At 54.7% G+C, this 23,808-nt stretch carries 19 protein-coding genes and 2 pseudogenes; 11 read left to right on the top strand and 10 right to left on the bottom strand.

Translation table 11 applies throughout. The annotated features are described in order from the left end of the window. Positions 1 to 2 precede the first annotated feature (2 nt). Genes SLH47_RS24890 through SLH47_RS24870 form a run of 5 tightly spaced genes read right to left on the bottom strand, consistent with a single transcriptional unit; the run spans position 3 to position 4,970 of the window. Entirely contained in the window at positions 3 to 1,448 is a 1,446-nt protein-coding gene (locus SLH47_RS24890) for an aldehyde dehydrogenase family protein (protein ID WP_320243672.1), read from the bottom strand. After that, complete coding sequence (locus SLH47_RS24885) at positions 1,445 to 2,188, bottom strand: sulfotransferase family protein (protein WP_320243671.1); 744 nt, start codon at positions 2,186 to 2,188, stop codon at positions 1,445 to 1,447. Before SLH47_RS24885 ends, SLH47_RS24890 begins: the two co-directional genes overlap by 4 nt. After that, on the bottom strand, positions 2,181 to 3,014 hold the full coding sequence (locus SLH47_RS24880; protein ID WP_320243670.1) for a hypothetical protein: 834 nt from the start codon (positions 3,012 to 3,014) through the stop codon (positions 2,181 to 2,183). The genes SLH47_RS24885 and SLH47_RS24880 overlap by 8 nt, the downstream gene beginning before the upstream one ends. Then, on the bottom strand, positions 3,007 to 4,086 hold the full coding sequence (locus tag SLH47_RS24875) for an aromatic ring-hydroxylating dioxygenase subunit alpha (RefSeq protein WP_320243668.1): 1,080 nt from the start codon (positions 4,084 to 4,086) through the stop codon (positions 3,007 to 3,009). The genes SLH47_RS24880 and SLH47_RS24875 overlap by 8 nt, the downstream gene beginning before the upstream one ends. Beyond that, positions 4,083 to 4,970: a MurR/RpiR family transcriptional regulator gene (locus SLH47_RS24870; RefSeq protein ID WP_320243666.1), complete on the bottom strand. Its 888-nt coding sequence runs from the start codon at positions 4,968 to 4,970 to the stop codon at positions 4,083 to 4,085. The genes SLH47_RS24875 and SLH47_RS24870 overlap by 4 nt, the downstream gene beginning before the upstream one ends. A gap of 70 nt (positions 4,971 to 5,040) precedes the next feature. On the opposite strand from SLH47_RS24870, the gene SLH47_RS24865 reads away from it, so the two are divergent. Genes SLH47_RS24865 through SLH47_RS24840 form a run of 6 tightly spaced genes read left to right on the top strand, consistent with a single transcriptional unit; the run spans position 5,041 to position 13,157 of the window. Next, positions 5,041 to 7,491 (top strand): FAD-dependent oxidoreductase, encoded by a 2,451-nt coding sequence (locus SLH47_RS24865; protein WP_320243664.1) that lies wholly within the window; start codon positions 5,041 to 5,043, stop codon positions 7,489 to 7,491. Beyond that, positions 7,488 to 8,570, top strand: coding sequence for an alcohol dehydrogenase family protein (locus tag SLH47_RS24860; RefSeq protein ID WP_320243662.1), 1,083 nt, complete (start codon positions 7,488 to 7,490; stop codon positions 8,568 to 8,570). The genes SLH47_RS24865 and SLH47_RS24860 overlap by 4 nt, the downstream gene beginning before the upstream one ends. Continuing rightward, positions 8,567 to 9,673 (top strand): mandelate racemase/muconate lactonizing enzyme family protein, encoded by a 1,107-nt coding sequence (locus SLH47_RS24855; protein ID WP_320243660.1) that lies wholly within the window; start codon positions 8,567 to 8,569, stop codon positions 9,671 to 9,673. The genes SLH47_RS24860 and SLH47_RS24855 overlap by 4 nt, the downstream gene beginning before the upstream one ends. Next, entirely contained in the window at positions 9,670 to 10,776 is a 1,107-nt protein-coding gene (locus SLH47_RS24850) for a mandelate racemase/muconate lactonizing enzyme family protein (RefSeq protein WP_320243658.1), read from the top strand. Before SLH47_RS24855 ends, SLH47_RS24850 begins: the two co-directional genes overlap by 4 nt. Next, the gene (locus SLH47_RS24845; RefSeq protein WP_320243656.1) at positions 10,773 to 11,876 is read left to right on the top strand and encodes a mandelate racemase/muconate lactonizing enzyme family protein; all 1,104 of its coding nucleotides are present in this window, start codon (positions 10,773 to 10,775) and stop codon (positions 11,874 to 11,876) included. Before SLH47_RS24850 ends, SLH47_RS24845 begins: the two co-directional genes overlap by 4 nt. Before the next feature lie 3 nt (positions 11,877 to 11,879). Beyond that, complete coding sequence (locus SLH47_RS24840; RefSeq protein ID WP_320243655.1) at positions 11,880 to 13,157, top strand: aspartate aminotransferase family protein; 1,278 nt, start codon at positions 11,880 to 11,882, stop codon at positions 13,155 to 13,157. A gap of 312 nt (positions 13,158 to 13,469) precedes the next feature. Here the strand turns inward: SLH47_RS24840 and SLH47_RS24835 are convergent. The 4 genes and pseudogenes from SLH47_RS24835 to SLH47_RS24820 form a co-directional block, all read right to left on the bottom strand. Further along, a pseudogene (locus tag SLH47_RS24835) lies at positions 13,470 to 13,631 on the bottom strand (integrase); the annotation flags it as partial. Between the two features lie 214 nt (positions 13,632 to 13,845). Further along, positions 13,846 to 14,004 carry a hypothetical protein gene (locus SLH47_RS24830; RefSeq protein WP_320243653.1) on the bottom strand — a complete coding sequence of 53 codons (159 nt, stop codon included), beginning with the start codon at positions 14,002 to 14,004 and terminating at the stop codon, positions 13,846 to 13,848. A gap of 315 nt (positions 14,005 to 14,319) precedes the next feature. Beyond that, positions 14,320 to 14,496 (bottom strand): annotated as a pseudogene (locus tag SLH47_RS24825) (IS3 family transposase); the annotation flags it as partial. Between the two features lie 661 nt (positions 14,497 to 15,157). Beyond that, positions 15,158 to 15,403, bottom strand: a complete 246-nt coding sequence (locus SLH47_RS24820; RefSeq protein ID WP_320243650.1) for a hypothetical protein — start codon at positions 15,401 to 15,403, stop codon at positions 15,158 to 15,160. 1,196 nt (positions 15,404 to 16,599) lie between these two features. Here SLH47_RS24820 and SLH47_RS24815 point away from each other — a divergent pair. From SLH47_RS24815 to SLH47_RS24800, 4 genes are all read left to right on the top strand, one after another. After that, positions 16,600 to 16,788: a hypothetical protein gene (locus SLH47_RS24815; protein ID WP_320243648.1), complete on the top strand. Its 189-nt coding sequence runs from the start codon at positions 16,600 to 16,602 to the stop codon at positions 16,786 to 16,788. 47 nt (positions 16,789 to 16,835) lie between these two features. Next, entirely contained in the window at positions 16,836 to 17,093 is a 258-nt protein-coding gene (locus SLH47_RS24810) for a hypothetical protein (protein ID WP_320243647.1), read from the top strand. A 1,063-nt stretch (positions 17,094 to 18,156) separates the two neighbouring features. Then, positions 18,157 to 18,822, top strand: a complete 666-nt coding sequence (locus tag SLH47_RS24805; protein WP_320243645.1) for an acyl-homoserine-lactone synthase — start codon at positions 18,157 to 18,159, stop codon at positions 18,820 to 18,822. A 446-nt stretch (positions 18,823 to 19,268) separates the two neighbouring features. Next, entirely contained in the window at positions 19,269 to 21,467 is a 2,199-nt protein-coding gene (locus tag SLH47_RS24800) for a hypothetical protein (protein WP_320243644.1), read from the top strand. Positions 21,468 to 21,543: 76 nt separating this feature from the next. On the opposite strand, the gene SLH47_RS24795 is transcribed toward SLH47_RS24800, so the two are convergent. Beyond that, positions 21,544 to 22,080 (bottom strand): hypothetical protein, encoded by a 537-nt coding sequence (locus SLH47_RS24795; RefSeq protein WP_320243643.1) that lies wholly within the window; start codon positions 22,078 to 22,080, stop codon positions 21,544 to 21,546. Positions 22,081 to 22,616: 536 nt separating this feature from the next. On the opposite strand from SLH47_RS24795, the gene SLH47_RS24790 reads away from it, so the two are divergent. Next, positions 22,617 to 23,495, top strand: coding sequence for a lipid A-modifier LpxR family protein (locus tag SLH47_RS24790; protein ID WP_320243641.1), 879 nt, complete (start codon positions 22,617 to 22,619; stop codon positions 23,493 to 23,495). The last annotated feature ends 313 nt before the right edge of the window (positions 23,496 to 23,808 follow it).

Below are 23,808 nucleotides of genomic sequence, written 5' to 3'. Positions count from 1 at the left end.
TCTTATCCCTTCAACCGTATTGCGACGTTTTTCGTCTGCACATAATTCCACAAGGCTTCGCGGCCCTTTTCGCGGCCATAGCCGGATTTACCGTAGCCGCCGAAAGGCGTCTCTACTCCGCCTGCGTACCATTCATTCACAAAAACCTGACCTGCGCGCAGGTGCCTCGCGGCCCGCGTTGCCCGATCAAGGTTGCTGGTAAAGACACCGCCGACCAATCCATAGGCTGTGTTGTTGGCGATCTTGATGGCCTCGTCGTCGGACGAGAATTTCAAAACGGACAGAACTGGCCCGAACACTTCCTCATTTGCGACGGTCATATCAGGGGTCACGTCGGTCAGGATGGTTGGCTCAAGGAATGCGCCGGGGATGTTCAATTTGCGCCCGCCTGTCGCGACCTTGGCCCCTTGCATCTCAGCGTCGCTCACCATTTGTGCGGCGCGGTCGCGCTGACCTTCGGATACCATCGCGCCCATTGTCGGCCCGAATTCAGGCTGCTCGACACCGGGTTTCACGGTCAAGGATTGTGCCACGCCGACCATGCGATCAACCAGTTCATCATGAACGCTGTCATGGACAATCACCCGGCTCATTGCAGAGCAAACCTGTCCCGCGTTGAAATAGATGCCCCACCGCACATCGTTTTCAAACGCCGCGAGATCGGCGTCATCATGGACGATGGCCGCGGACTTGCCGCCAAGTTCCAGCACGCATGGCACGACATTCTGAGCGGCAGCCGTCGCAATGGCGATGCCTGTTGGCACCGATCCCGTAAAGACGATCTGGTTCACATGCGGGTGCGCGGACAGGGCCGCCCCCGTCTGATGGCCCAAGCCGCACAGGATATTCACCGCGCCTTTGGGCAAGCCCACAGCCTCGGCCGCTTGGGCGAACCATGCATTGCTGAGCGGTGTGAGTTCGGGTGTTTTGATAACGCAGGTATTGCCCGTGGCGAGGGCGGCCGACAGGGACCGTGCCGTCATTTCAACGGGATAGTTCCAGGGGATGATTTGGGCGGACACGCCAAAGGGCTCGTAGGTGGTGAAGTCGAAATAGTCTTTGCCAAGCGGGATCGAACGGCCTTCGACGGTTTCAGCCTGATTGCCATAATATTCGAAATAGCGCGCGGCCCCTTCGACTTCGATCCGCGCCTCCCAAAGGGGCTTGCCCTGTTCGAGCGTCAGAACGGGCGCAATCTCGTCGATGTGGTCCAGAAGGTAGCGGCCCATGGCCCGCACCATCCGGCCCCGTTCAACGGGGCGCAGATCCGACAAGGCGCCGGACAGGTGGACCCGACGGGCCGCCATGACCGCACGGTCCACATCGCCGGCATCGGCAAGCGCCTGTTCGGCCAGCTTTTCACCGGTTCCGGGGTTGATCACGTCGATGCGGCCGGCTCCGCCATCACACCACGTGCCATCAATGTAATTTTGCCAATAGGTCTTCATGTCGGTTTGATCCGGTGTTGGTAGAGGTGATCGTAATGCGGTTTCATCCGCCTGTGGACTCGGCGCACCCGTTCGGGGGCGTCCACCACTTCGACGTATCGGCGCACCTGTGCCGTCAGGCCGGTTGATTGCGCCAGATTGGCGTGAAAGCTGCCCCCATCCCACCACGAATGGGCCGACGGATCCCCGCCCGGGGTCCATGACATTGCCTTAGGAAGAAACGGGATGCCCACCGCGTCGCAGAACGCCGCGACCATGGCGTCGGGATCTTCAAGCAGATCGTCGCTGTCGATGACAGGGGGCGGCGTGCCGCTCAAGGCGGTCAGCAGGTCGAACAGGGCGCGTTGTTCGGGAAACCCGACCTCAAGCTCATCAAAATCGGGCCACTTGTTGTACATGCTCGAAATCGTCTTGGCCGGATCGCGGATCAGGAAGGCATGGGTAAAATGCCCGAGAAATTCCTGCGTCCACATGTGGTTGATGTAATGCGGAAAGTCCTTGAGAAAGACAGGGCCAGTCGCGGCGCGGTTCTGAATATCATCCCACACGCTTTCGATCGTCAGACCCTTGGTCGTTTTCTCCCCGTCCTTGAAACGGGGCCAAAGCGGGTCTTCGCCCTGATACCATGCCTCGCCGAAAGGCTCATGCAGACAGTCGAGATCGCCACGCTGGCGCATCATCCATTCAAACGCCGTCGATGTGGATCGTGGGATGGCCCAAAGTGCTACGATTTTATGCATGGAGGCTCTCCAGCAGCATGCTTTGTGGCGTGGTCGGCGCGATCCGCAGGTCTTTCATGATCCGCCAATACAGTGCTGTATCATGGCCGATCACAGGCTTGCCCAAACGGGCTTCCATCGCGCGGGCCAGATGCAGGGGGCGTTGTGGCAGACCCGACGGACCAGAGCGGAAATTGCACATTCCGTTGATCAGATAGGCATCGGCGTCGGGGGCCTTTTCGGCGACAAAATCGAAACTGCGCTCAAACAGATCGCCCTCGAATATCCAACGTTTGGCATTGACGGTATCCTGATCGGGGAACCAGCCCTGATCGACGAAGTTGCCCGCCCAAAGCACATCGAACCCGGCCTCGCGCAGGAAGCCTTCGGTGCCTTGCCACCAGTCGGGCCAATGGTAGGCCGCGTTCAGCGCGACCTTTTCGACGTTCATGTGGCGCAAAGCCTCGACCATGGCATAGCCCGCCATGTGAAACCGCGTTTCGTACTTGTCGGACAGATCCGCACAATGCTGGCGAATGCCCTCTACGCCTAGTCCGCTGGCATGGACCCAGTTTGACCCGACTTGCCCGCAGACATCCACGCCATTGCGGGCCATGCAATGCACAAAGTCATCCATCATGCCGAAGTTCGCTTTGCGCTGGTCCAGTCCATGGGCGTAATCGGGCACATGCAGCATCCAGCCGTGCACCCCTACACTGTCGGGCGACATGCGCAAGAAATCCGAGGGGGCCGCATCATAGTCAAAGGGAGGGCAGGTAAACCCGACCTGATGCGGGAACAGCTTTTGGTCTGCCGTCCATTGCGTTGGCATTAAGGTATCAGCCATCAATGGCGTCTTTCATCCAGCGTTGGAGGTGCATCACGGGATGTTCGGAATTGACCCCGCCTTTGGGGTCCACCACCAACGGGCCGGGCTTGTAGCCGCGTGACTGCAAACCCCGCTGCACGCTTTCGACCAGATGGATGTCTTCTTCCACGGTGGTCGCGCGGTCCTGCTTGGCCAACAGGCGGATCTTTTCATCGTCGATCCCGCCTACCGAATACCAGCCTCGCCAGACGATCACGTGGTCTTTGTCCACGGCGCGCCAGTGATAGGTGTTCAACACATTGCCGGGGTAGACCTGAAACGACACCATCGGCCAGAGGAACCAACTGGAGTATTCGTGTGCATGCTCGAACCCCGAGTTGATGTCGTAGGTCATCTGGTCCAACGCCTGACATTCTGTTGTGTGGCGCAAACACATGCCCTGGGGCTGGATGTCATAGGTTTCCGGTTTCACAACGCCATTGGCAAAGGTCGGGTGGTTTAACGAGCAATGGTAGCATTCTGAATAATTCTCGACCGAGACTTTCCAGTTGCAGTTTTCGGGAATTTCCACCCATTCAAGCGGCTTCAGATCGGCCCAGTTGGGCACCCACTCTTCCAGCTCAGCCCGTGCGCCCGGAAACCATGTTTCCATGGGGTCCGCATCGGGATCGAGGTTCACGAAGACAAAGCCAAGGAACTCTTCGACCCTGACCTCGGTCAGGCAAACGGATGATTTGTCAAACCCATCAACGGCCTTCAGGTTCGGGCCGGCCCGCAATTCTCCTGTCAGCTCGTAGGTCCAGGCGTGATAGGGGCAGACGACGACCCGCGTTGTCCCTGATCCGCTGACCAATTGATGAGCACGGTGCTGGCAGACGTTGTAGAAGACACGGATCTTCCCGTCTCGGCCGCGGATTGCAAACAGGCTTTCTCCCGCGATTTCAAACGTGGCGTAGGCGCCGACCCCCTCTAGTTCGGACGCATGGCATCCGAATTGCCAGGTGCGCGCCAGCAGCCCTGCGCATTCCACCTCGAACACGGTGGCGTCGGTATAATATCGCGCATCAAGCGACCGGATCGGTGCCGTCATCTATCCTCCGCATAATATAGGCCAAGCTGGTGCCGGCGTTTGTGAAAGGTCTCGACTCGTTTGGGGATTTCGTCGCTCGCGACGGCAATCACAAAGGACAAAAGCGTTTCAAGCAGGGCAATGGTGCCGATGGACGAGGGGAAAAACTGCGGCGTGTCCACGGAGACGACAAACCCGTGATCCGCACCGCGCAGGATCGGGCTGGCCGGACTGTCGGACAATGCGATGATCGTCATGCCTTGTTCGCGGGCGATCTCGACCGCTTCGACGACTTCTGTGCGGTAGGGCTTGAATGTCATCGCGACGAGCACGTCGCGGCCATCGGCCCAGGCCAGATCATCGACAGGGGTCGACCCCGGCCGCGGGATCGCGTGGAATTCCGTCATGCCTGTCGAGGCGAGGTAGGTGAAATTCCGCGCCGCGGAATTATTCACGCCAACCCCGAGCGTGAAGACCCGCCGCGCAGCCCAGATCGCCTCGGCGGCGGCCTTGAGATCGTCGGTTGAAATTGCGGCGAATGTGTCTTCGATATTGCGCAGCGCATCGTTGATCATATCCGCATAAAGCCCGCCCAGATCGCCCGATTTGCGGATGTCCTGCAACCAGCGCGCACGGTCGGGAAAGTCGGCAGCACCTCGGCGGATCGCGTCGCGGAAAGGGGTGCGGAAATCCTCGTAGCCAACAAAGCCCACCTGGCGTGCCATCCGCACCACGGTGTTGGGCTTGACGTTGGCTGCCTGCGCAATCTCGCGCACCGTCGAAACCCCTACATCGCGCGGGTTTTCCAACACATAGGTGGCCGCCTTGCGGGCTTCGGGTGTCAGGTCGGGCAGCTCTTTGGCCAGCCGTTCCAGAATCGTGCTTGATACATTTGTCCCATTCATGATTGACGATGGTATTTTTGTTTGCTTAGCCTGTCGAGGGGAAAAAGCGACTCGATTGAAAGGGATTGTTGTGGCAACTGAGTTTCCATCGACTGCACGTGTGGTCATCGTTGGCGGTGGCGTCATGGGTGTGGGCCTGGCCTATCATCTGGGCCACGAGGACTGGGGCGACGATACCATTCTGCTGGAAAAGGCCGAGCTGACATCGGGCAGCACCTGGCATGCGGCGGGCCAGATCACCCATTCGACATCCAGCTTCGGGTTGGGCAAATGCGTTGACTACAACATCGGGCTTTATTCCGGCGGGCTGGGGGCCGAGACGGGCCAGCCTGTCACATGGCACGGCTGCGGATCCTTCCGGCTGGCCTATACGACGGATGAAATGGACTGGCTGCGGCACACGCTGTCCGTCGGGCGCTCCCTTGGGTTCAATATCGAATTGGTAGGCCCTGACAAAGTGGCCGAGCTGCATCCGTTCTACAATCTCGATGGCGTTTTGGGTGCCCTGCACACGCCAGATGACGGCCATGTCGACCCCACGAACGTGACAATGGCGATGGCGGCGGGCGCCCGCCAAAAGGGCGTCAAAATCATCCGTCAATGCCGCGCGACCAACATCACGCAATTGCCTTCGGGTGAATGGCAAGTCGAGACGGATAAAGGCACGATTACTTGCGAACATGTTGTTAACGCGGGCGGCACCTATGCCCGCCAGATAGGCGAATGGTCAGGCCTGCAACTTCCGATGACGTCGATGACGCACCATTATTTTGTCACCGAGCCTGTTCCGGAGTTCGAGGCGCTTGAGGCCGAGTTGCCCGTGATCCGCGACGACAAGAAGGTCTCAGGCTACATCCGTATGGAGCAGAAACGCGGATTGATCGGGATTTACGAGAAGGAAAACCCCAACTCCGTCTGGCACGACCATTGCCCGTGGGACTATGAAAACTGGCTGTTCGATGCCGATTATGACCGCGTTATGCCCTACCTTGAAGAAAGCCTGAACCGCATGCCAATTTTCGCTGAGCTGGGTATTCAACGCGAGGTCCACGGCGCGATCAGCCACCCGCCGGATGGCAACCCGCTTATTGGCCCGGCACCGGGCGTGCGAAATTACTGGTGCTGTTGTGGGACGCAGATCGGCATCGGCTGGGGGCCGGGACTGACCCGCGAATTGGCCCGCTGGATGGTGCATGGCGCGGCGGATATTTCCATGCGCGAGTATGACCCGCGCCGCTTTGGCAGCTATGCCACGAAGGACTGGCAAGTGGTGAAAGCCGAGGAAGACTACTGCCTGCGCCACGAGATCCCGTTCCCGCATTTCAACCGGCTGGCGGGGCGCCCGATCAAACCCTCGCCTTTGCACGACCTTCTGAAATCCAAGGGCGCGGTGCATGAAGAAGTCTACGGTTTTGAGCGCCCGCGCTTCTTTGCCAAAGGCATCGCGCAAGAGGACCATTATTCCTTTAATCGCACCCCTGTGGATGACGTTGTCGCCGCCGAGGTCAAAGCCGTGCGGGAGGCGGTCGGGATCATGGACGTCACGGCCTTCACCAAGGTTTTGGTCGAAGGGCCCGACGCCTACGCCCTGCTCGATAGGCTGACCGCAAACCGGATGCCGCAAAAGGTCGGGTCCATCACGCTAACACATATGCTCAACCGCGCGGGGCGGATCGAGTTGGAAACGACCATCGTGCGCATGGCCGATGATGCGTTCTATCTGGTGTGTGCCGCCTTCTTTGAACAGCGCCTGCTGGACCATCTGCACCAGAACCGCGCGGGCGAGGATGTGACAATTGCCGCGCTGTCTTCTGACTGGTCGGCGCTGTCGCTCAACGGACCCAAAGCGCGCGATGTGCTGGCGGCTTGCACTAATGCGGATCTGTCCAATGCCAGTTTCCGCTGGCTGTCGGCGCAACAGATATCTGTCGCAGGCCACGATATCTGGGCCTTTCGTATGTCCTATGCAGGCGAATTGGGCTGGGAATTTCACATGCCTGCCGCCGCCTGCCTTGATGTTTACAACGCCCTTTGGGCCGCGGGCGAGGTGCATGGCATTGCCGATTACGGGAGCTTCGCGATGAACGTGATGCGCTTGGAAAAGGGTTTCAAAGGTGCGGGGGAGTTGACCAACGAAGTGACGCTGGCCGAGGCAGATGTGCTGCGCTTCGCGCGCACCGACAAAGACTATCTTGGCCGTGACAAGACGCTGAACAGTGATCTGCCATGGGTCTGCGCCTATCTGGAAATTGAACCGGACGGCGTGGCCGACGGACATGGCGGAGAGCCAGTGCTGCACAATGGACAGGTTGTCGGATCGACTGCGTCGGTGGCCTTTGGGCCGACGGTTGGCAAGATACTCGCCTTTGCCTACGTCAAACCAAGCGCCGCTCACCCTGATACCTCCCTAGAGGTCGTCATCCATGGAGTGCCGCGATCTGCCCGTGTCTTGGTAGAACCCGCTTATGATCCGCAAAGTCTTCTGCCACGAACCGATGCAGCCCGTGAGGCGGCGGAATGACCCTTCCCGATACGATGACGGCGATGGTCACGATGGGGCATGGCGATCTTGACCAAATGGTGCTGCGCACCGACTGGCCACGCCCTGACCCCGCCGCCGGAGAGGTCCTGATCCGTGTCGGGGCCTGCGGGCTGAACAATACAGACGTGAACACCCGTTCGGGCTGGTATTCAAAGACCGTGACAGACGCCACAACGGGGGGGGCGTTTGATGAGGTGGGTGAAGAAGACCCTACGTGGGGCGGCGCACCGATCACCTTTCCGCGGATTCAGGGCGCGGATGTCTGCGGCGAAATTGTAGCCGTCGGCGCAGGCGTTGATGCTGCGCGCATTGGCGAACGGGTCATTACGGATGGCTGGCTGCGCGATGAACGCGATCCCGATGATATGAACAAGACCAGATATTTCGGGTCCGAGCGCGACGGGGGGTTTGCCGAATACACCACAACGCCAGCCAGCAACGCGTTGGCCGTTGCGTCGGATCTGTCGGATGCAGAACTCGCCACGTTTTCATGTTCGTATTCCACGGCCGAAGGCATGTTGACCCGCGCCCAAGTTGGAGCAAGCGATACCGTTTTGGTGCCCGGCGCTTCTGGTGGCGTCGGCGGTGCATTGGTGCAGCTGGCCAAACGGCGTGGCGCCCGAGTGATCGCAATGGCGTCGGACGCCAAGCACAAAGACGTGGCAACCTTCGGCCCAGACAAGCTGCTGCCCCGCGCACCCGAAAACCTGCGGGCGGCATTGGGCGATGAAAAGGTCACCGTCGTCGCAGATGTTGTTGGCGGCCCATACTGGCCGGCCCTGATCGACATCCTCGAACGCGGGGGGCGCTATACTTGCTCCGGCGCGATTGCCGGGCCGATGGTTGAGCTGGACCTGCGCACCTTCTACTTGCGTGATCTGACCTTTACCGGCTCAACGGTGATCACGCCCGAGGTGATGCCAAACCTGATCCGTTACATCGAACGGGGTGTCATCAAACCCGCGCTCGCCGCCACATACCCGCTGGATCGACTGCGCGAGGCGCAGGCCGCCTTTATCGCCAAAACGCACACCGGCAACATCGTGGTCTGCCCATGAAAATCACCCGCATCCGTATCTACAAAACAGACCTGCCCTATGTCGGCGGGGCCTATGTTTGGGGCGCGGGCAATGCGATCGAAACGGCGCGCGCCAGCGTGGTCGTCATCGACACCGATGCGGGCTTGCAGGGCTGCGGTGAATTCACACCTTGTGGCGAAAACTACATGGTGGCCCATTCCGAGGGTGTCGAAGCCTTTGCCCGCCTCGCGGCGTCAAAACTGCTGGGCGAAGACCCGCGCCAAGTTGCGCGCATCGAGCAGCTTATGGATCATACGGTGCAAGGGCACGGGTATGCCAAGGCTCCGTTTGATGCGGCCTGCTGGGATATTTTGGGGCAGGCCTGCGGTCAGCCCGTCTGGATGTTGTTGGGTGGCAAGCTGACCGACGGCGCCCCGATGTACCGCGTGGCCCCGCAAAAGGCGACGGATGCAACACTCGCTGAAATGGAGCGCTATCGCAGCGACGGATACCAGCAATTCCAGATCAAGGTCGGAGGCGATTGGGCCGCAGATATCGACAGGATCACAGCAGGTGTCGGGCTGCTGAAATCGGGCGAGAAGGCGATGGCAGACGCCAATCAAGGATGGCGTGTGGACAATGCCATCCGTGTGGCCCGTGCAACCGCTGATCTGGACTACATCCTCGAACAGCCCTGCAGGACTTATGAGGAATGCCAGCAAGTCCGGCGCATTGCCCAGCAACCCATGAAGTTAGACGAATGCGTAACGGGGATGGCTGCAGCTCAACGCATTGTCGCGGATCGCGGGGCCGAAATTTGCTGCCTGAAACTTTCAAACCTCGGCGGCATTTCAAAGGCCCGCCGCGTGAGGGACTTCCTGGTCGAGAACCGCATCCCGGTCGTCTCTGAGGATACCTGGGGCGGTGAGATTACAACCGCCCTCGTTGCGCATTTCGCAGCCTCGACCCCGCCTGAATACCTGCAGAACACCACCGACCTGATGCACTACAACACCCGGTCTACCGGCATTGGCGGAGCGTGGTCCGAGGGCGGAAAACTCTATGCGCCAGATACGTCGGGCCTTGGGGTAACAGCTGATTTCGAAAGCCTCGGCGCGCCTGTTTCGGAGTATGCCCTTTGAAAATCACCCGCCTCTCTGTCTATCACGTCGATCTGCCGCTTGAGCATCCTTATTGGCTGTCCGGTGGACGGTTAAAGTTTGAAACGCTGGATGCGACGTTTGTGAAAATCGAGACCGACGCAGGCATCATTGGTTGGGGTGAAGGGACGCCGTGGGGGCACACCTATGTGCCCGCGCACGGGCCTGGTATCCGCGCCGGGATTGAGACGATGGCCCCGTTTATCACGGGCCTTGATCCGCGCCGCCTGTTGGATGTCGAACGGGCGATGGACCTTGCGCTGCCTGGTCATCTTTACGCCAAAAGCCCGATTGATATGGCCTGTTGGGATATTGCGGGGCAAGCCGCGGGGCTGCCGATTGCCGATTTGATGGGGGGCGGCTCACGCACGCCGCGCCCGATCGCGTCCTCTGTGGGGGCGAAGACAGTGGCAGACACCCGCGCCGTGATCGACCGCTACCGTCAGCGTGGATATATCGCGCATTCGGTGAAAATCGGCGGTGATGTGGAACGTGATATTGCCCGTATTCGAGATGTGGAAAGCCTGCGGCAACCGGGCGATATCTTTCTTTATGATGTGAACCGGGGTTGGACGCGGCAGCAGGCCTTGCGGGTCATGTCCGCGACCGAAGATCTGGGCGTGATGTTTGAACAACCTTGCGAGACGCTGGACGATATCGCGGCCATTGCGGGCAAACATGCAGCGACTGTGTCAGTTGATGAAACGCTGGTCACCTTGCAAGATGCCACCCGCATCGCGCGTGATGGCTTGGCCGAGGTTTTTGGTATCAAGCTGAACCGCGTTGGTGGCCTGACCAAAGCAGCTCGGATGCGGGACGTGGCTTTGGCCCACGGCATTGATATGTTCGTCATGGGGACGGGTGGTTCGGTCCTGGCCGATACCGAAGCCTTGCACTTGGCGGCCACTATCCCTGATGCAAACTGCCGCGCTGTCTGGGCCTGTCAAGATATGCTGACCGTTGATGTCGCGGGCGGACGTGGGCCGCGCAATCTAAACGGTCACCTGCACCTGCCTGAAACTCCGGGACTGGGGGTGCATCCTGACGAAGATGCATTGGGCGATCCTGTGGCGGTCTACACATGAGGGTCAACCGCATCACGCTTTGGTCGGTCGACCTGACAAGCCATGAAACCTATTACATGGCCGAAGGCAAAACCTGCGACACGGTCAAGACCCATGTGCTCTGTCTGGAGACAGACACGGGATTGAAGGGCTGGGGCGAGGTTTGCCCAATTCCGCATTATCTGCCCGCCTTTGCAGATGGGGTGCCAAGTGCAATCCGGGAAATGGCTCCTGAAATTCTTGGGGTCACGCCCACAGGAATCGACGCCCCGATGCGCAAACTGGATGGAGTCCTGCAAGGTCATCTTGCGGCAAAATCTATCGTCGATATGGCGCTGTGGGACCTCTTTGGCAAAGCCACCAACCTTCCTCTCTACCAGCTTTTAGGCGGTCGAACCCGCCGTGACATGCCGCTCTATCATTCGATCACCTGTATTGCGCCCGAAGACATGGCGCGTATTGCAAAGGAAGCTTACGCCACGGGCATACGCCAGTTTCAGGTCAAACTTGGTGCAGACGCGGATTGGGAGGCAGACGCCGAGCGACTGACCAAAGTACGCGAGGCCGTAGGCCGCGGGCCGCTCGTTTATGGCGACTGGAATTGTGGGGCCACCAAATTGCAGGCCACGCGCACAGGTCGTGCGGTCGCCGATCTCGATATCATGCTGGAACAACCCTGCAAAACCCTTGAGGACTGCGCTGCCGTTCGTCAAGCAACTGGCCTGCCCATGAAAATCGACGAATGCGCCTATGATCTTGCCTCCCTGATGCGGGCATCAGAGCTTGGGTGCCTCGACGCGGTCGCGCTGAAACTGTCGAAATTCGGCGGGCTTTCGGCCATGCGCCGTGCCCGTGATCTGACCGTGCATCTGGGGGCCGAAATCTGCGCTGAATGCACATGGGGATCAGACATCGTCACCGCCGCGTCGCTCCATTTTGCGGCCTCAACACCGCAAGGATCACTGCTCAACACCTGCGATCTGTCGTCCTATGTCGCCCCACGGATCGCGCCGGATTGCCCCAAGCGTGAAAACGGCCGCATCGCCCCGCCAGACGGGGCCGGCCTCGGCGTTACACCCGATGAAGACCGCCTTGGGGCGCCCATTTTGGAACTGGACTAAGACATGCAAAAATTGACATCTCAATCGGATTGGATCGCCCGCGCACAAGAGGTTTTGCCCGCAGGCGGTTTTGGCAATTTCGACCCCGGTATCATGATTGCGCGGGGTCAAGGCAGCCATGTTTGGGATGAGGACGGAAACGAATACATCGACTACTTGATCGGATCGGGCCCTATGCTGTTGGGCCACGGCCACCCCGAAGTTATGGAAGCGGTTCTGGAACAGCTCCCGAAAGGTATGACATTCTTCGCCAACAACGCCAAAGGTGTTGAGCTGGCAGAGGCCATTGTGGAGGCCGTACCGTGCTGCGAGCAGGTCCGCTTTGTCGCATCCGGTGGCGAGGCAGACATGTATGCGATCCGCCTTGCGCGCGCCTATACGGGCCGCAATAAAATCCTGAAATTTGAAGGCGGCTATCACGGTATGAGCGCCGAGGCACAGATGAGCCTCGCACCATCTTCCTACGTGAATTTCCCCCAAGCCGTTCCCGACAGCGCAGGCATCCCGCAGGGTGTAGCGGATCAAATGCTGATTGCGCCGTACAATGATTTGGCAGCTGTCGAGGCGCTCTTGAATGAAAATAAGGACGTCGCGGCCATTATCGCTGAACCTCTGCAACGGATCATCCCCGCCCAACCGGGATATCTGCAAGGCTTGCGTGACCTGTGTGATAAACACGCCGTGTTGCTGATTTTCGACGAAATTGTCACCGGATTTCGACTGGCCTATGGCGGCGCGCAGGAACGTTATGGCGTCACCCCCGACATCTGCACGTTGGGCAAAATCATTGGCGGCGGCTTCCCTCTTGCGGCCCTTGGGGCCAGCGCAGAAATCATGCAGCATTTTGACAAGTCTGTTGTCGGCGCCGACAAATGGCTCATGCAGCTCGGGACCTTGTCTGGAAACCCCATCGCAGCGGCTGCGGGGCTCAAAACAATGGAGGTCCTGCGTCGCAAAGGACGCTATGACAAGCTGCGCGCGATCGGCAAATCCTTGCAAGACATGCAAAGTGATGCGCTGACCAAAGCCGGTGTTCCGCACCAGATTTGCGGCGATGAAACCCTGTTTGATATCTTCTTCACAAAGGAAAGCTGTCGAGACTACCGTTCGGCAAAGCACGATGACCCCGAGCAAAATGCTGTATACAACGCCACGCTGCGCAAAAATGGTATCTTCAAGTCGCCCGGGAAACTCTATCCCTCTCTCGCAGTCACAGAAACAGATTTGGAACGAACACAAGACGCCGTTTTGAAAGCAGTTGAGGCGGCTTTCTTGGGCTAAGTCCGAATTAGGACTGCGCCAAATTTGTTAGACTTTTGATGAGGTATAATGGCCAACGAGGCGTCCATCGGCGCCCGTAGTTCTAACCTCTTTCGGGGTCCCCAGATCCGTCGTAGCATCCGTAGGCAGAGCCTAGGTCGGACCGTTTTCGGCCCAAAGCCGCCGTCCGCATGGGGCATCAGATGCCGCAGTGCGGCCCGTCAGAGGAGACATTCGCGGCAACCGCAAAATCGGGGGGCTCGCAAACTCACAGATCGCGGGACAAACCCGTCATTGGATTTGCAGCCTTTGCTGACGCAGCATCCGTTCGCATAGGCCAATTGCCGTTACCCAATCGCGGACAAGACGTCCATACTGGCTGGTCGAGATATGCGGATGGTCGTGAAACCGGCTCGGGAACATGAAGTGGCAAACAAACATCTCAAGCGATTTGACCCACGCCAAGATGGTATCGCGTGTGTTTTCCGTCAGTTCTGTCTACAACGCTGCGCGCCGGCAGAGGAAGCCGCCGTTCGTTCACAGTGCGACGAAGTTTTTTTAGAGGAGTTCACAAGTCGCGATACGAAGCAGCCTTTCAACAATAGAAGGCGCGCCACCCAAACTTGCAGTTCCAATCAAACAACAATGATTACGCCGACCGTTCTAGGGGGCGCCTTTCTGTTCTTTTTTGGCAGTCTTATTCCTGTTTTTATGTAATGCTGCGGTGCTCAAGCAGCCAGCCATTGCTCGGGCATCGCCCCCTGCATGTCAGCGCTTCCGTTTGTATTTGGCCGCAGAACCACGCAATGCCGACGGTCATGAGGCGCAGCGCCTCCTCCCGGTCGAGCAGATTGTCGACGGTGTACATCTGCATCCCACCACGCGAAGGCGCATTTAACCTGCCGTAAACTAAGTTGCGGCAAACGTTCTTTATGTTGCAAGTTTGGAAAATTGAGGTCCCACCGGACCAATCAGACGGTGCTGTCTCTCACGGATGGGCATTGGCAGAAACGGCTGCTGAAGCAAAATCGCTTTCAGGCTGCGAAAATGCGGTAATCTTGCAAAGGCCAGAGCACATCTGGATCGCAAGAGAGCGAGTTATTTGGGAAAATAATACCACGAAATAGCGTCTGTTCGGGTCAAATCAAAGCTCGCTGCGGACTGCTGACTGATCGGCGGGGCTCACTATGTATGGGTAGCCGCGTAGTTCGGCGATGCGATCCAATTCACGGGCAACACGCGCGCCTCCGGTGGATGTGTCCACCACAGCGGCTAGGCATTCCCGACTGAAGTCATCAATGACGTTGAGGATCCACAACCGTCGTTTATCTTCCAGCGCGTCAGACACGAAACTGAGCGATCATCTCCGGTTTGGTCACTACAGGATCGCTATGGGTGTTCTGGTGCCGAAACGGCTTCTCTTCTTCATCTGTCTCCTCAGTTGAAGATCATGCTAACCGTAGAAGCCGGACGTTTTAGGAGAGCAGGTCATCCCGCTTACCAACCGACTAGGCCCGGAATCCAATGTCCGCGTTGAGCTGATTGGACGCAGCCGTCTTCCGACATTGATACGCATCAAAGAGAAGTATTGGGTTGAACGAGAGGGTCATTACTCTTTGGTTGGATCGCTTGTCAGGTACCCTAGTACACACAAAGAGAACACCGTAGAAATAAGGTAAGCAACGAAGCACGCCCAAAAGGCCAGCCCAAATAGCCACGCAAGAACTCCAGCAGATACTCCGATCAGTGCCGAGCTAATCCAGACAAATGACAATGATTGATCCATATCGATAGAGTCTTCAGGAGAGGTTAACAAAGCCTTAACGAGGACGATATCCACACCCGTCAAAAGCTGCTTGCATCCGAGCGCCGTACCCGCTGTATTCTGAGCGTTGCGCGCTCCAGCCTGCGATATCAGGCCAAAACTCAGAACGACGACACTCTGCGCTCTGCGCTGATCCGGCTGGACAAACAGTATGCCTAATTAAGCGACGCCAAAGACGTTCACGCCAAGCCAATTGTCAGAGTTCAGTACGAACACCGTCTACCGCCAGGTAGTCAGCAATGCCGCTGGGTTCGCTGTGTAACTTTTTGACAACCTCTTTGACTTCCTCAAGCGCATCCTCGTCCAATCGCGGGTCATCCCCGTCCCACACTACAATTCCGGTGAGAAAGACGGCGCAGTCCATGCAGATCCGAACAACAAGATCGCGGCTTTCGCCTACATCGTTAGCGACATCAGTTGCGCTCCAAGTCTTCTTCGGCATGTGTTCCTACGTCATTTATCTCAATTGTGAGACAATGTTGCATGGATTCCTTTAAGCCAGGTTTATTACCGACGGAACTGCCCCTCGCTCATACGCCAGAGTTCAACACGAACATCTCTAGACATTCCTGCACTTAAGACAGCAGCTTGCTGGTCCAAACACTGACCGCTTCGGCATCTGGCAAGACAAGTGCTCACTTCGCGGACAAATGCCGCAACAAATCAATTGAGAAGTTGGCATTCATCTAGGTACGGCTGAATGACTTCTCACTTAACCTCTTGTTAAGTAAAATTAAAATTTCCAATCGCACCTGTACCTTTAGGTAGTTTTGGGCGAATACATCTTGGTTAATTGAGGATTCACTGTACGACAGTCAATAAGCAAGCCGCACGCTTCGGTCGACATTGATCCACCAAGTTGAGTCAGCACGACTGAGAGTAGCAGATCAAGCTTCACAAGGGGAAAGAGCAAAAGGACGCTCTAAAACAAAATGCACAGAATAGCTGAACTACTCGCCGCCAGCCTCAACGATCACGAAGTGAGCAGACTTATCGACCTTTGGACCGAACCTCATCTACCGATTTGCTACGTCACTGAATCTCTCATCAGACTCAGACTTGCCGACGCAGCACCAAACCGTGAAAAAGTCTCGGTGACGGCTCTAGGTACGCAGGTGCTAACAGCCCTACGAGCCCAAAATGAAGACATGTGCGGACAACGCGCTGCGTAGAGTGCACCTGCGCAACGACAGGCCAATCAACGAATCGCTCATGTTAACTACGCATGAGACGGAGTGCGTGCGGTCTCATGCACGATGTCTTTCCAAGGCTGCAACTGCAATGAACAAGGCGTTGGCAGTGTTTGAGCTACCATGATGGGCATAGTTGTACGCGGCCTTCTCCATAAACCTGATGAGTTCATCCACGCGGAGCTGTTGATGCTTATCTACAGGCTCGTGATTTGCAGGCAGATTTTTGGTGTTTGCGATCACGCTTCAGGTCTCCACACGTTCACTATTCAAAGAAACATTGCCCCACTCAGCCTACGTTGCACTTAAACTGGTTAACCCGCGGTGAATCTAAAAGGGATTACTTGAAGCGATCACCAATTTCATGCTTTCCGATTAATGCCTTTAATAAAGCATTAAGTAGTGTCTAATAAAAATGACGCGCATAGTGTAAATTCAGGGCGACATAATGGAAGAGCGGCAAATAACCAAGTTTCTTGATGATGCCATGTCATTGGCAGTGCAACTAACTGAAGAGGAGGAAGAAGTATTAATTAATGCGTGTATCGAGGTGGCATTGGCAGAAGGAGAAGCGAAGGTGCCGTGCCAGCATCCTTTAATGTCGCAAAGATCTGTAAGCGGCGTTCCGCTCAGCTAGATCTCTAGCTTCGCAAAATTAACTTACCATTAATATGTATGCTGAAAATGAGGCATCAAGCTGGAAATCTTGGAGATCATCAAATGCTTACAACAGAGTATGAATTCAGCATTGCACTAGCCAGCGCTCGTATGGCCGAAGAGGGATTTGAGAATACGGCGGTCGCATTGAAACGATTACTCGATGAAAGTGTCGAACAAGAACACGTCAATTCGTCATCGGGCGAACATCAGAAATGCTTGATGATTGAGAACAACAGGGAGTCCATACACCGAGACTACAAAGAGATTGAGTTGTTGTTTTGAATGAGGGTGCTTTAATATAGGCTCTTGTGTTGCTAGCGCACGCCAATTTTGGTGAAGCGCTCAAGACTACGCGGGGTCAGTGGTTAACACCCGAATCCACACCTTCCGCTACACTAATTGTGACATGCTCATCACTTTCTCTCCCAATCTCAGAATTCCACATTATCTCAGCGATTGCGGTTCCCTGAGCTAACCGCAGAAACGAAGCAGTTCTTGTCAACCCTTCCTTGCGACTGGCCTTCTCCAAGTCGGAAAGAACTGGAAGCAACCAAGCATTATCATTCACAATCAATCATCTCCAGTTTGGTTTCCTGCCATTGTTCACTTTACATTGGGCAGACTATTCGCAATCGGTGATGGTGCGGAAAACCTTGACTTCAATGAGACTAGGGTTTGGCAATTTTGAAGCACTAGTATCCAATCTCTTGTCTATCAGCAGCTTTTTTGCGAGGCCTCAGGAACGGACAGGCGCATGTTTTGGGCCTGATGTGGTCGCAAATGAGAGCGCTGTCTGATCCGTCTATTGAGGGTGATCTCGGCCTATATGGTGACATCGTCCCATCTTGCATCCAGAACCTAGCGACACAATGTACCGTTGCGGCCGTTGTACCTGCTCTCCCACGACGGTTCTGGAGAGAATTGGATCGGCTGAGTGCCCACCTTTCTTAGCCATTCTTACAATGGTGCTGCGATGAACTGTAAACCATTGAACGGATCTTTTGCAGAACTCTAGTTTGGCGAGTCGGTTGCGCCTGTCCAAAGCCCTAGTGGCAAGCAGCACAGGAGCGCATGAAACAGCACCGGTCGCGGTCGCATTGCCATGCTCCTGCGTTTCATTTTGACATGGCAGAGGGCCCCATTCAACACCACCCACAGGAAAACCTCAAAGGCTTAAGCCTTTCGAGTCTCTACACACGCTGAGAAAGGTGGTCAGACCTGGACATGATCGATCCTAGAGCCAGAAATGCAAGAAGATCAGGCCGCGCAACACCACCGTACTGTGGTGTTTTTCTTTGTTAACCATCACGCCCGATGCTTCTCCTGCCAACCACAGGAGCAAGTCATGATTAAATTCGTTCACGCTACAAATCTCTTCCTTCACACTGATCTAGCAATCCAGATGTTCACGGACCGAGCCGATCTATTCGGTCGGCGACTAGGGTGGGACGTACATGTCGATCAGGTCGGTATGGAGAGAGACGAATACGACACCCAGAACCCCATATACATCATTGATCAAGACGAAGATGGAAGGCACCTTTCTTCCATGCGCCTACTTCCAACGACTGGCCGAACTATGCTGAACGACCACTTCCCCCAAATTTGCGGCATTCATGAATTCAGTCACCCAAACACTTGGGAAGTGACCAGATTCTGCGTGGCACCTGGTGCCGATCGAAAATCAGCCTCACGGTTGCTCGCTGCAGGGGCCAGAATGATGAAAGAGATGTCGATCAAGCAGTTTGTTGCAACATTCGGTACGTCGATGAAACGTATCTATAGGCGAGCAGGGGTTTCACCAGAGGTCGTTGGAACCGGGCGGACCCGGCATGGCGAAGTCAATGTCGGCATATGGAAGTACTCGTCAGCTGGCTACCAAGAACTGCTGCTCCGGAGTCAAACAGACGAAGTTGAGTTGGAAGTAGACATAGCTAACTCTGACATTTGTAAAAGAAGGCTTGCTCACAACTGCACTCATGTTCCAAGCCTTCTTGCTTTGACCGATTGACAAAGAACATGTGTTTTCTACCGGCTCAGTATTTGCTGAGCCGCTCCTCCCGCGTCCAGATAAGTTGCTCCAAGCACCTCTACACTTGCCAGACCAAGACCAGACGGTGAACGTTAGTTTCCAAGTCATTCCCGCAGATACTTTTAGAAACAAGTTAATCAAATTGAATCAAATTATATATAGTATGCTAATCTGACCTGCATGCGATCTATTTCCAGAAGATCCAAAAAACACCTATTGACATGACATAGCAATCAATTCTGCTCATCAGAAATATCTCATGGCATCAATTATTCTAAAATGAGAGGCAGATTATTGCTTGAGTCTATGCTGATGCCTCAATCCAGTTGCAATTGGGCCCAAGAGATACCTCGTCAAAGCTCAACTTATTTGAAACCTATCGCTGATATAGATCGAAATATGGCATTCATCATGGGGGTAGAAACATGACCGAGATATCGACTGGACCACTTATCGCAACGACTCTGAACAACTCGATTGGAACCCTAGGAACTGAGATGTTTGGTGTAACTGCACAAAATATGTTTGGGACCAACGAATGGATGATTGATGTTGCCGAGATGGGTTTACAGGACGGCAGGTTTACCGGTGGCACTGTTGCCGAAGAAGGTTGGGTGGTTGATGGACGCATTCGCCAGCGTGTTGAGGAAATCGACTTGGATGTTCTGGATGGAGACAGATCAAACATCGCATTCGACTTGACCCACCCTGAACTCATTAGTCCTATTGCACTTCAATATGATGAGGAAAATCATCTGCGGCGAGATGATGTCCAAACCTTCAGTCAAATGTTGGAAAGAGCTGTTGAAAGTGGTACCAACATATCGCTGGTAATACCAGTCAAACGCTACTTTCTGAACCAGGATCTCACCGACCCTGAAGCTATGGCGAGAGCCACCGCAACCGCGGAGGCAGATATCTCCTTTTTCCTTAATCGACTGAAGAATGAGGAATTCAACAACGGCGAATATCCAGAAAAATTCATCTTCGAAATTGGAAACGAGCTGTATTCAAATCCCATTGAATATGCGCTGATTTCAAAAATAATTATTGATAAGATAACCGAAGATATGGCTGACAGTGATATTTCATATCAGTTGGCATTTCAAATGGGTCGAGGCAGCTTTGAATTCAATAACTTATTGGAAGACGGTTACTTTGATTTGTTTTTTGAAAATGGTGAAGCAAAGATCCCCGAACTGAATCAACTTGATTTTATTCCAGGAGTGGGTTTGCCTTATGAAGTTCGGCAAATTGCTATAGACAAAATGATGACGGAAATCCTAGATGAATCGCTCGCCTATGTTGGTGGTAATCGTCATCATGTTCTCAGCTTTAGCCGGAATGATCTAGACAATCCGAACGCTCCGCTGAGTCAACGTCAGATGATCGTCGACCATTGGAGAGAGGCCTATGCCGAACTCGGCATCAACTGGGACGAAGAAATAGATTACTACTATTCAGCGTTCTCGACAAATACAAGTAATGGCAACTCAATGCCATTTGAGATGGCAGGTGCCACTAACTTGCTCGATGTCTACGCCTTTATGTTGGAAGAAGGCGTTGATCGAGCGGCGATTTGGGGCGTGACAACCGAATTCAGATACAGGGATGGTATGTCAACTACAACGATCACAGACCGGCTTTCAGAGTTTGATTCGCCTCAAAAGGCATTGCTCACACTAATGACCGAGAATGTGATGGGAGGGGAATTCTTGGGCCGCGGTGGAGGTGACGACGAAGGATATCGTAGTTTCCTCTACGAGACAGATGACAGATTCACAGTATTCTACTACGTAGATAGCGCGGGCCGTGACGGCACGACAATTGACGTGGATCTAGGCATACTGAGCGATGTGGATAGTGTATCGGTGGTCAATCTTGATATGGCTGTCGAAGGTCAAAACGGCGCATCGTTATTGACCGAGAGCGAGCAAGCGGTTGTCGATGGAAGTGTTCAAATCAGTTTTGATCAAGACTTCGAGGTGGTAATGGTAAATATCAATAAGTTAGATAGTGCCAATTATGCAACTACCGCAATGATTGAGGATATCATTGCCGTCGAAACGGTTTTTGATGGTAATGCATTACCTGTATCGGGGACTGGCGCCGCTGATCAGATTTTTGGAGAAGCCGGATCCGATATTATATTCGGCGGTGCGGGCGACGACGTTTTGGATGGAGGCGCGGGTCGCGCAGGACTGTCGTTAATGGGAGGCTCGACGCGCGATTTTACGGCCGCTGGTGGCAACAACAGTGACTTCATATTCGGCGGAGAAGGGGATGACGTACTTCGGGGAAACGCTGGTAATGATCTTTTGTCTGGTGACGAAGGTGACGACGAACTCTGGGGCGGGAGCGGCTTTGATACGTTCGTCTTCAGTCAAGGGTCCGACTCGATTGGTGATTATCAAATTGGTATCGACAAAATCCTCATCAGCGTCGAGCTAGTAGAAAGCCAGGAATTATTGAATGCAATCGTGGCCTCGAACACAAGTGTAGGTGAATCATCACTCACAATTGACTTTGGCGGCAGTAACGAATTGACGATTGAAGGAGTTACGGATGTTCGTGAGCTCTCTGGAAGTCTCACTATAAGCGACTACGAGCTTATGGGCGGATAGTTTCATTAGTAGAGTGCTTGCGGCCGGCGCCTAGGAGTTTCGCTTCCCCTAGGTGCCTCCTGTTTGTTACCCACATTTACCGACTGGCGACAAAGGCTCCACTGAAGGATTGTGAAGCACCGCCAACAGTCACTTGAGCGAGCGCTTCTCCCCCCATCCCTTGATAATCCTCTCCCAAGAAATCTCCCGCGAAATCTGCGTCGAAGACGAGGACGTCGCCACTAACGCTGGTCAATTCACCACTGCCTTCAAATGTGAGAGTGGCATCAACCTCTGGGTCACCGGCTCGATCCAGCTCACCGGCTGAAAGAATAATGGTGCCATCCAAGGCGTCACCGTTTTCATCGAGAAATCCACTAGCCACACCTGAAATCAAGCTGGAGTCTCCAAACGAAACATTAACTGATAGGTCTCCAATGAGTGTATCCGTTACAGCATCGTTTGTATTCGAGAGCTGACCGGACAGGAATCCTTCGTAGGACGCTGAACCAGACGTCGGAAGTAGGGCCAGATCCGTATATTCGATTGTGTCAAAATCAGAAAACATCTGCTGTGCTGCTGTCTGTTTTAAGTCTAACTCTGTTGCCTCTGCCCCTGGCGATCCACCGCCCATGCAGCCCGTTAGAAATAGAAGAAGGTGCAAGCCTAAGATGGGACGACAGCACTTGCCGCTCTGGACTAGATCTCTAGTTATATTTGCCATTAATCTATCACCTCTAGCTGGAATCATTTGTATAGCCGCACCGTAAGCAGAGCCTGTTAATTCTGAATTAAGCAAGAAGGCTAGAACATCTTAAGCTCGATGACACATTCCGTCACCAACGAGTGCAGCCTCCGTTAGGCGATGCCTTGGAGGTCTACTGATCTCGCATTGGTATTTTCAGTTAGTTGATAAGTTTAGTGGGCGACTGCCTGCGCCAATAAACCTTATGAATCAAAAGTATTAAGTATGGATTGCCAATTCGTCGTCAAGTCATGAAAACTTGCAAAGCATTGGCCATTACTTCCTTCAAACAGATTATTAACCAATAGGTGCAAAGAATGCCGCGAGCTGCGAGATGCAGCAAGCTTTTCATAAACTAGAAAGTATCACCGATGTTGAAGAGGATGTTCGGTGGGTGCATCGGACCTGCCGTTTTTTACCTATGCATGTTTTCTGCTTTCGGGAACAAGGTCGTTGCAGAAGGAGTAACAAGTTATCGAGGCGAAGTCGGCAGTTTTACCAACGACTTCCTTGGCGACGGTCACGACCGCTGGCGAAGTGGCTCGTATCAAAGATCGTACTACTCGGAAGGTTATCGCTCGACTTGGTTCCGCGGTATTGAGTTACGCGCTCGTTCAGAAATTGTAACACCATGGGTCCCTTCAAAACAGCCGGAAGGCGACGTCCCTTACTCCACACTCCTCGGTGCTGGAGTGTTTCTGCATGATAGCATTCTCGGTTTTGAGACAAGGCTCGGCGGCGAGGCCATGCTGCTAGGTGATTCAAGTGGGGCAGAGGCGGTGCAACGCGCTGTGCACAACGGACTAGATATGGATGATAGTTTTGATCCAGATAGAGATGACTTTGATCGAGTCGAAGACGGACTTGAACTCCGGTTTGAGGCTGAAATTGGGCGAGTAATCGACTTAAATGAGCGAGCTATTGTGCGGCCTTACGTCGAGCTTGTACTTGGGGCTGATGAGGCGGCTACAGCCGGGGTAGATCTTGTGTTTGGACCGATGTCGTCCGCTGACATTTGGACTAGGGACGTAGTGACGGGACGACTACTCACTCCACAAGTCGATCAAATACGAGGTCTGAGCTGGGTAGTTGGTTGGGATGCTCGTGCCGTCGAGTCTTCTGTTCATTTGCCTGAGGGATTCGCTGTTGAACTTGAGCCCATGCAATTTCGTTCACGATTGGGCCTGCAAAGCAGTTCAAGTTATGCCAACTTCTTTGTAGGTCAGGCTTGGTTGTCACCCAGCTTTGTGGGACAAGCAGAGGCGCAAAGAGTCGGAATGCTGTCTATATCGTTCGGCTTCTAAGATCATTTTTTGGCCTCGACGCCAAGAGGGTGGTGCGCTCTTTTTTCTGTCTTCAACCACTATGATGTATCTACACAAGACGAGTACAGATTGAGCACAATGCTAGACCTATGTAGTATTGATGCTGTAAATAGGATTTTCTCTTCATTAGTCTGGGGCATTTGCTTTAACCAAGCAGTAGTCGGAAACTTGGACACTTGTGAATCTGTAGGTACTCCCTCTGACCTAGCTATAGGTTGCGGGATGCAATTGTCCAGCCCCATTTCTATGGGCCACCTTTGAGCCAGGTTTCTGGAACTGGCGGGCGCATGTT

Origin of the sequence: Cognatiyoonia sp. IB215182, from assembly GCF_033963905.1 — a bacterium.
Taxonomy (GTDB): Bacteria; Pseudomonadota; Alphaproteobacteria; order Rhodobacterales; family Rhodobacteraceae; genus Yoonia.
This window is presented reverse-complemented; position numbering and strand designations above follow the sequence as displayed.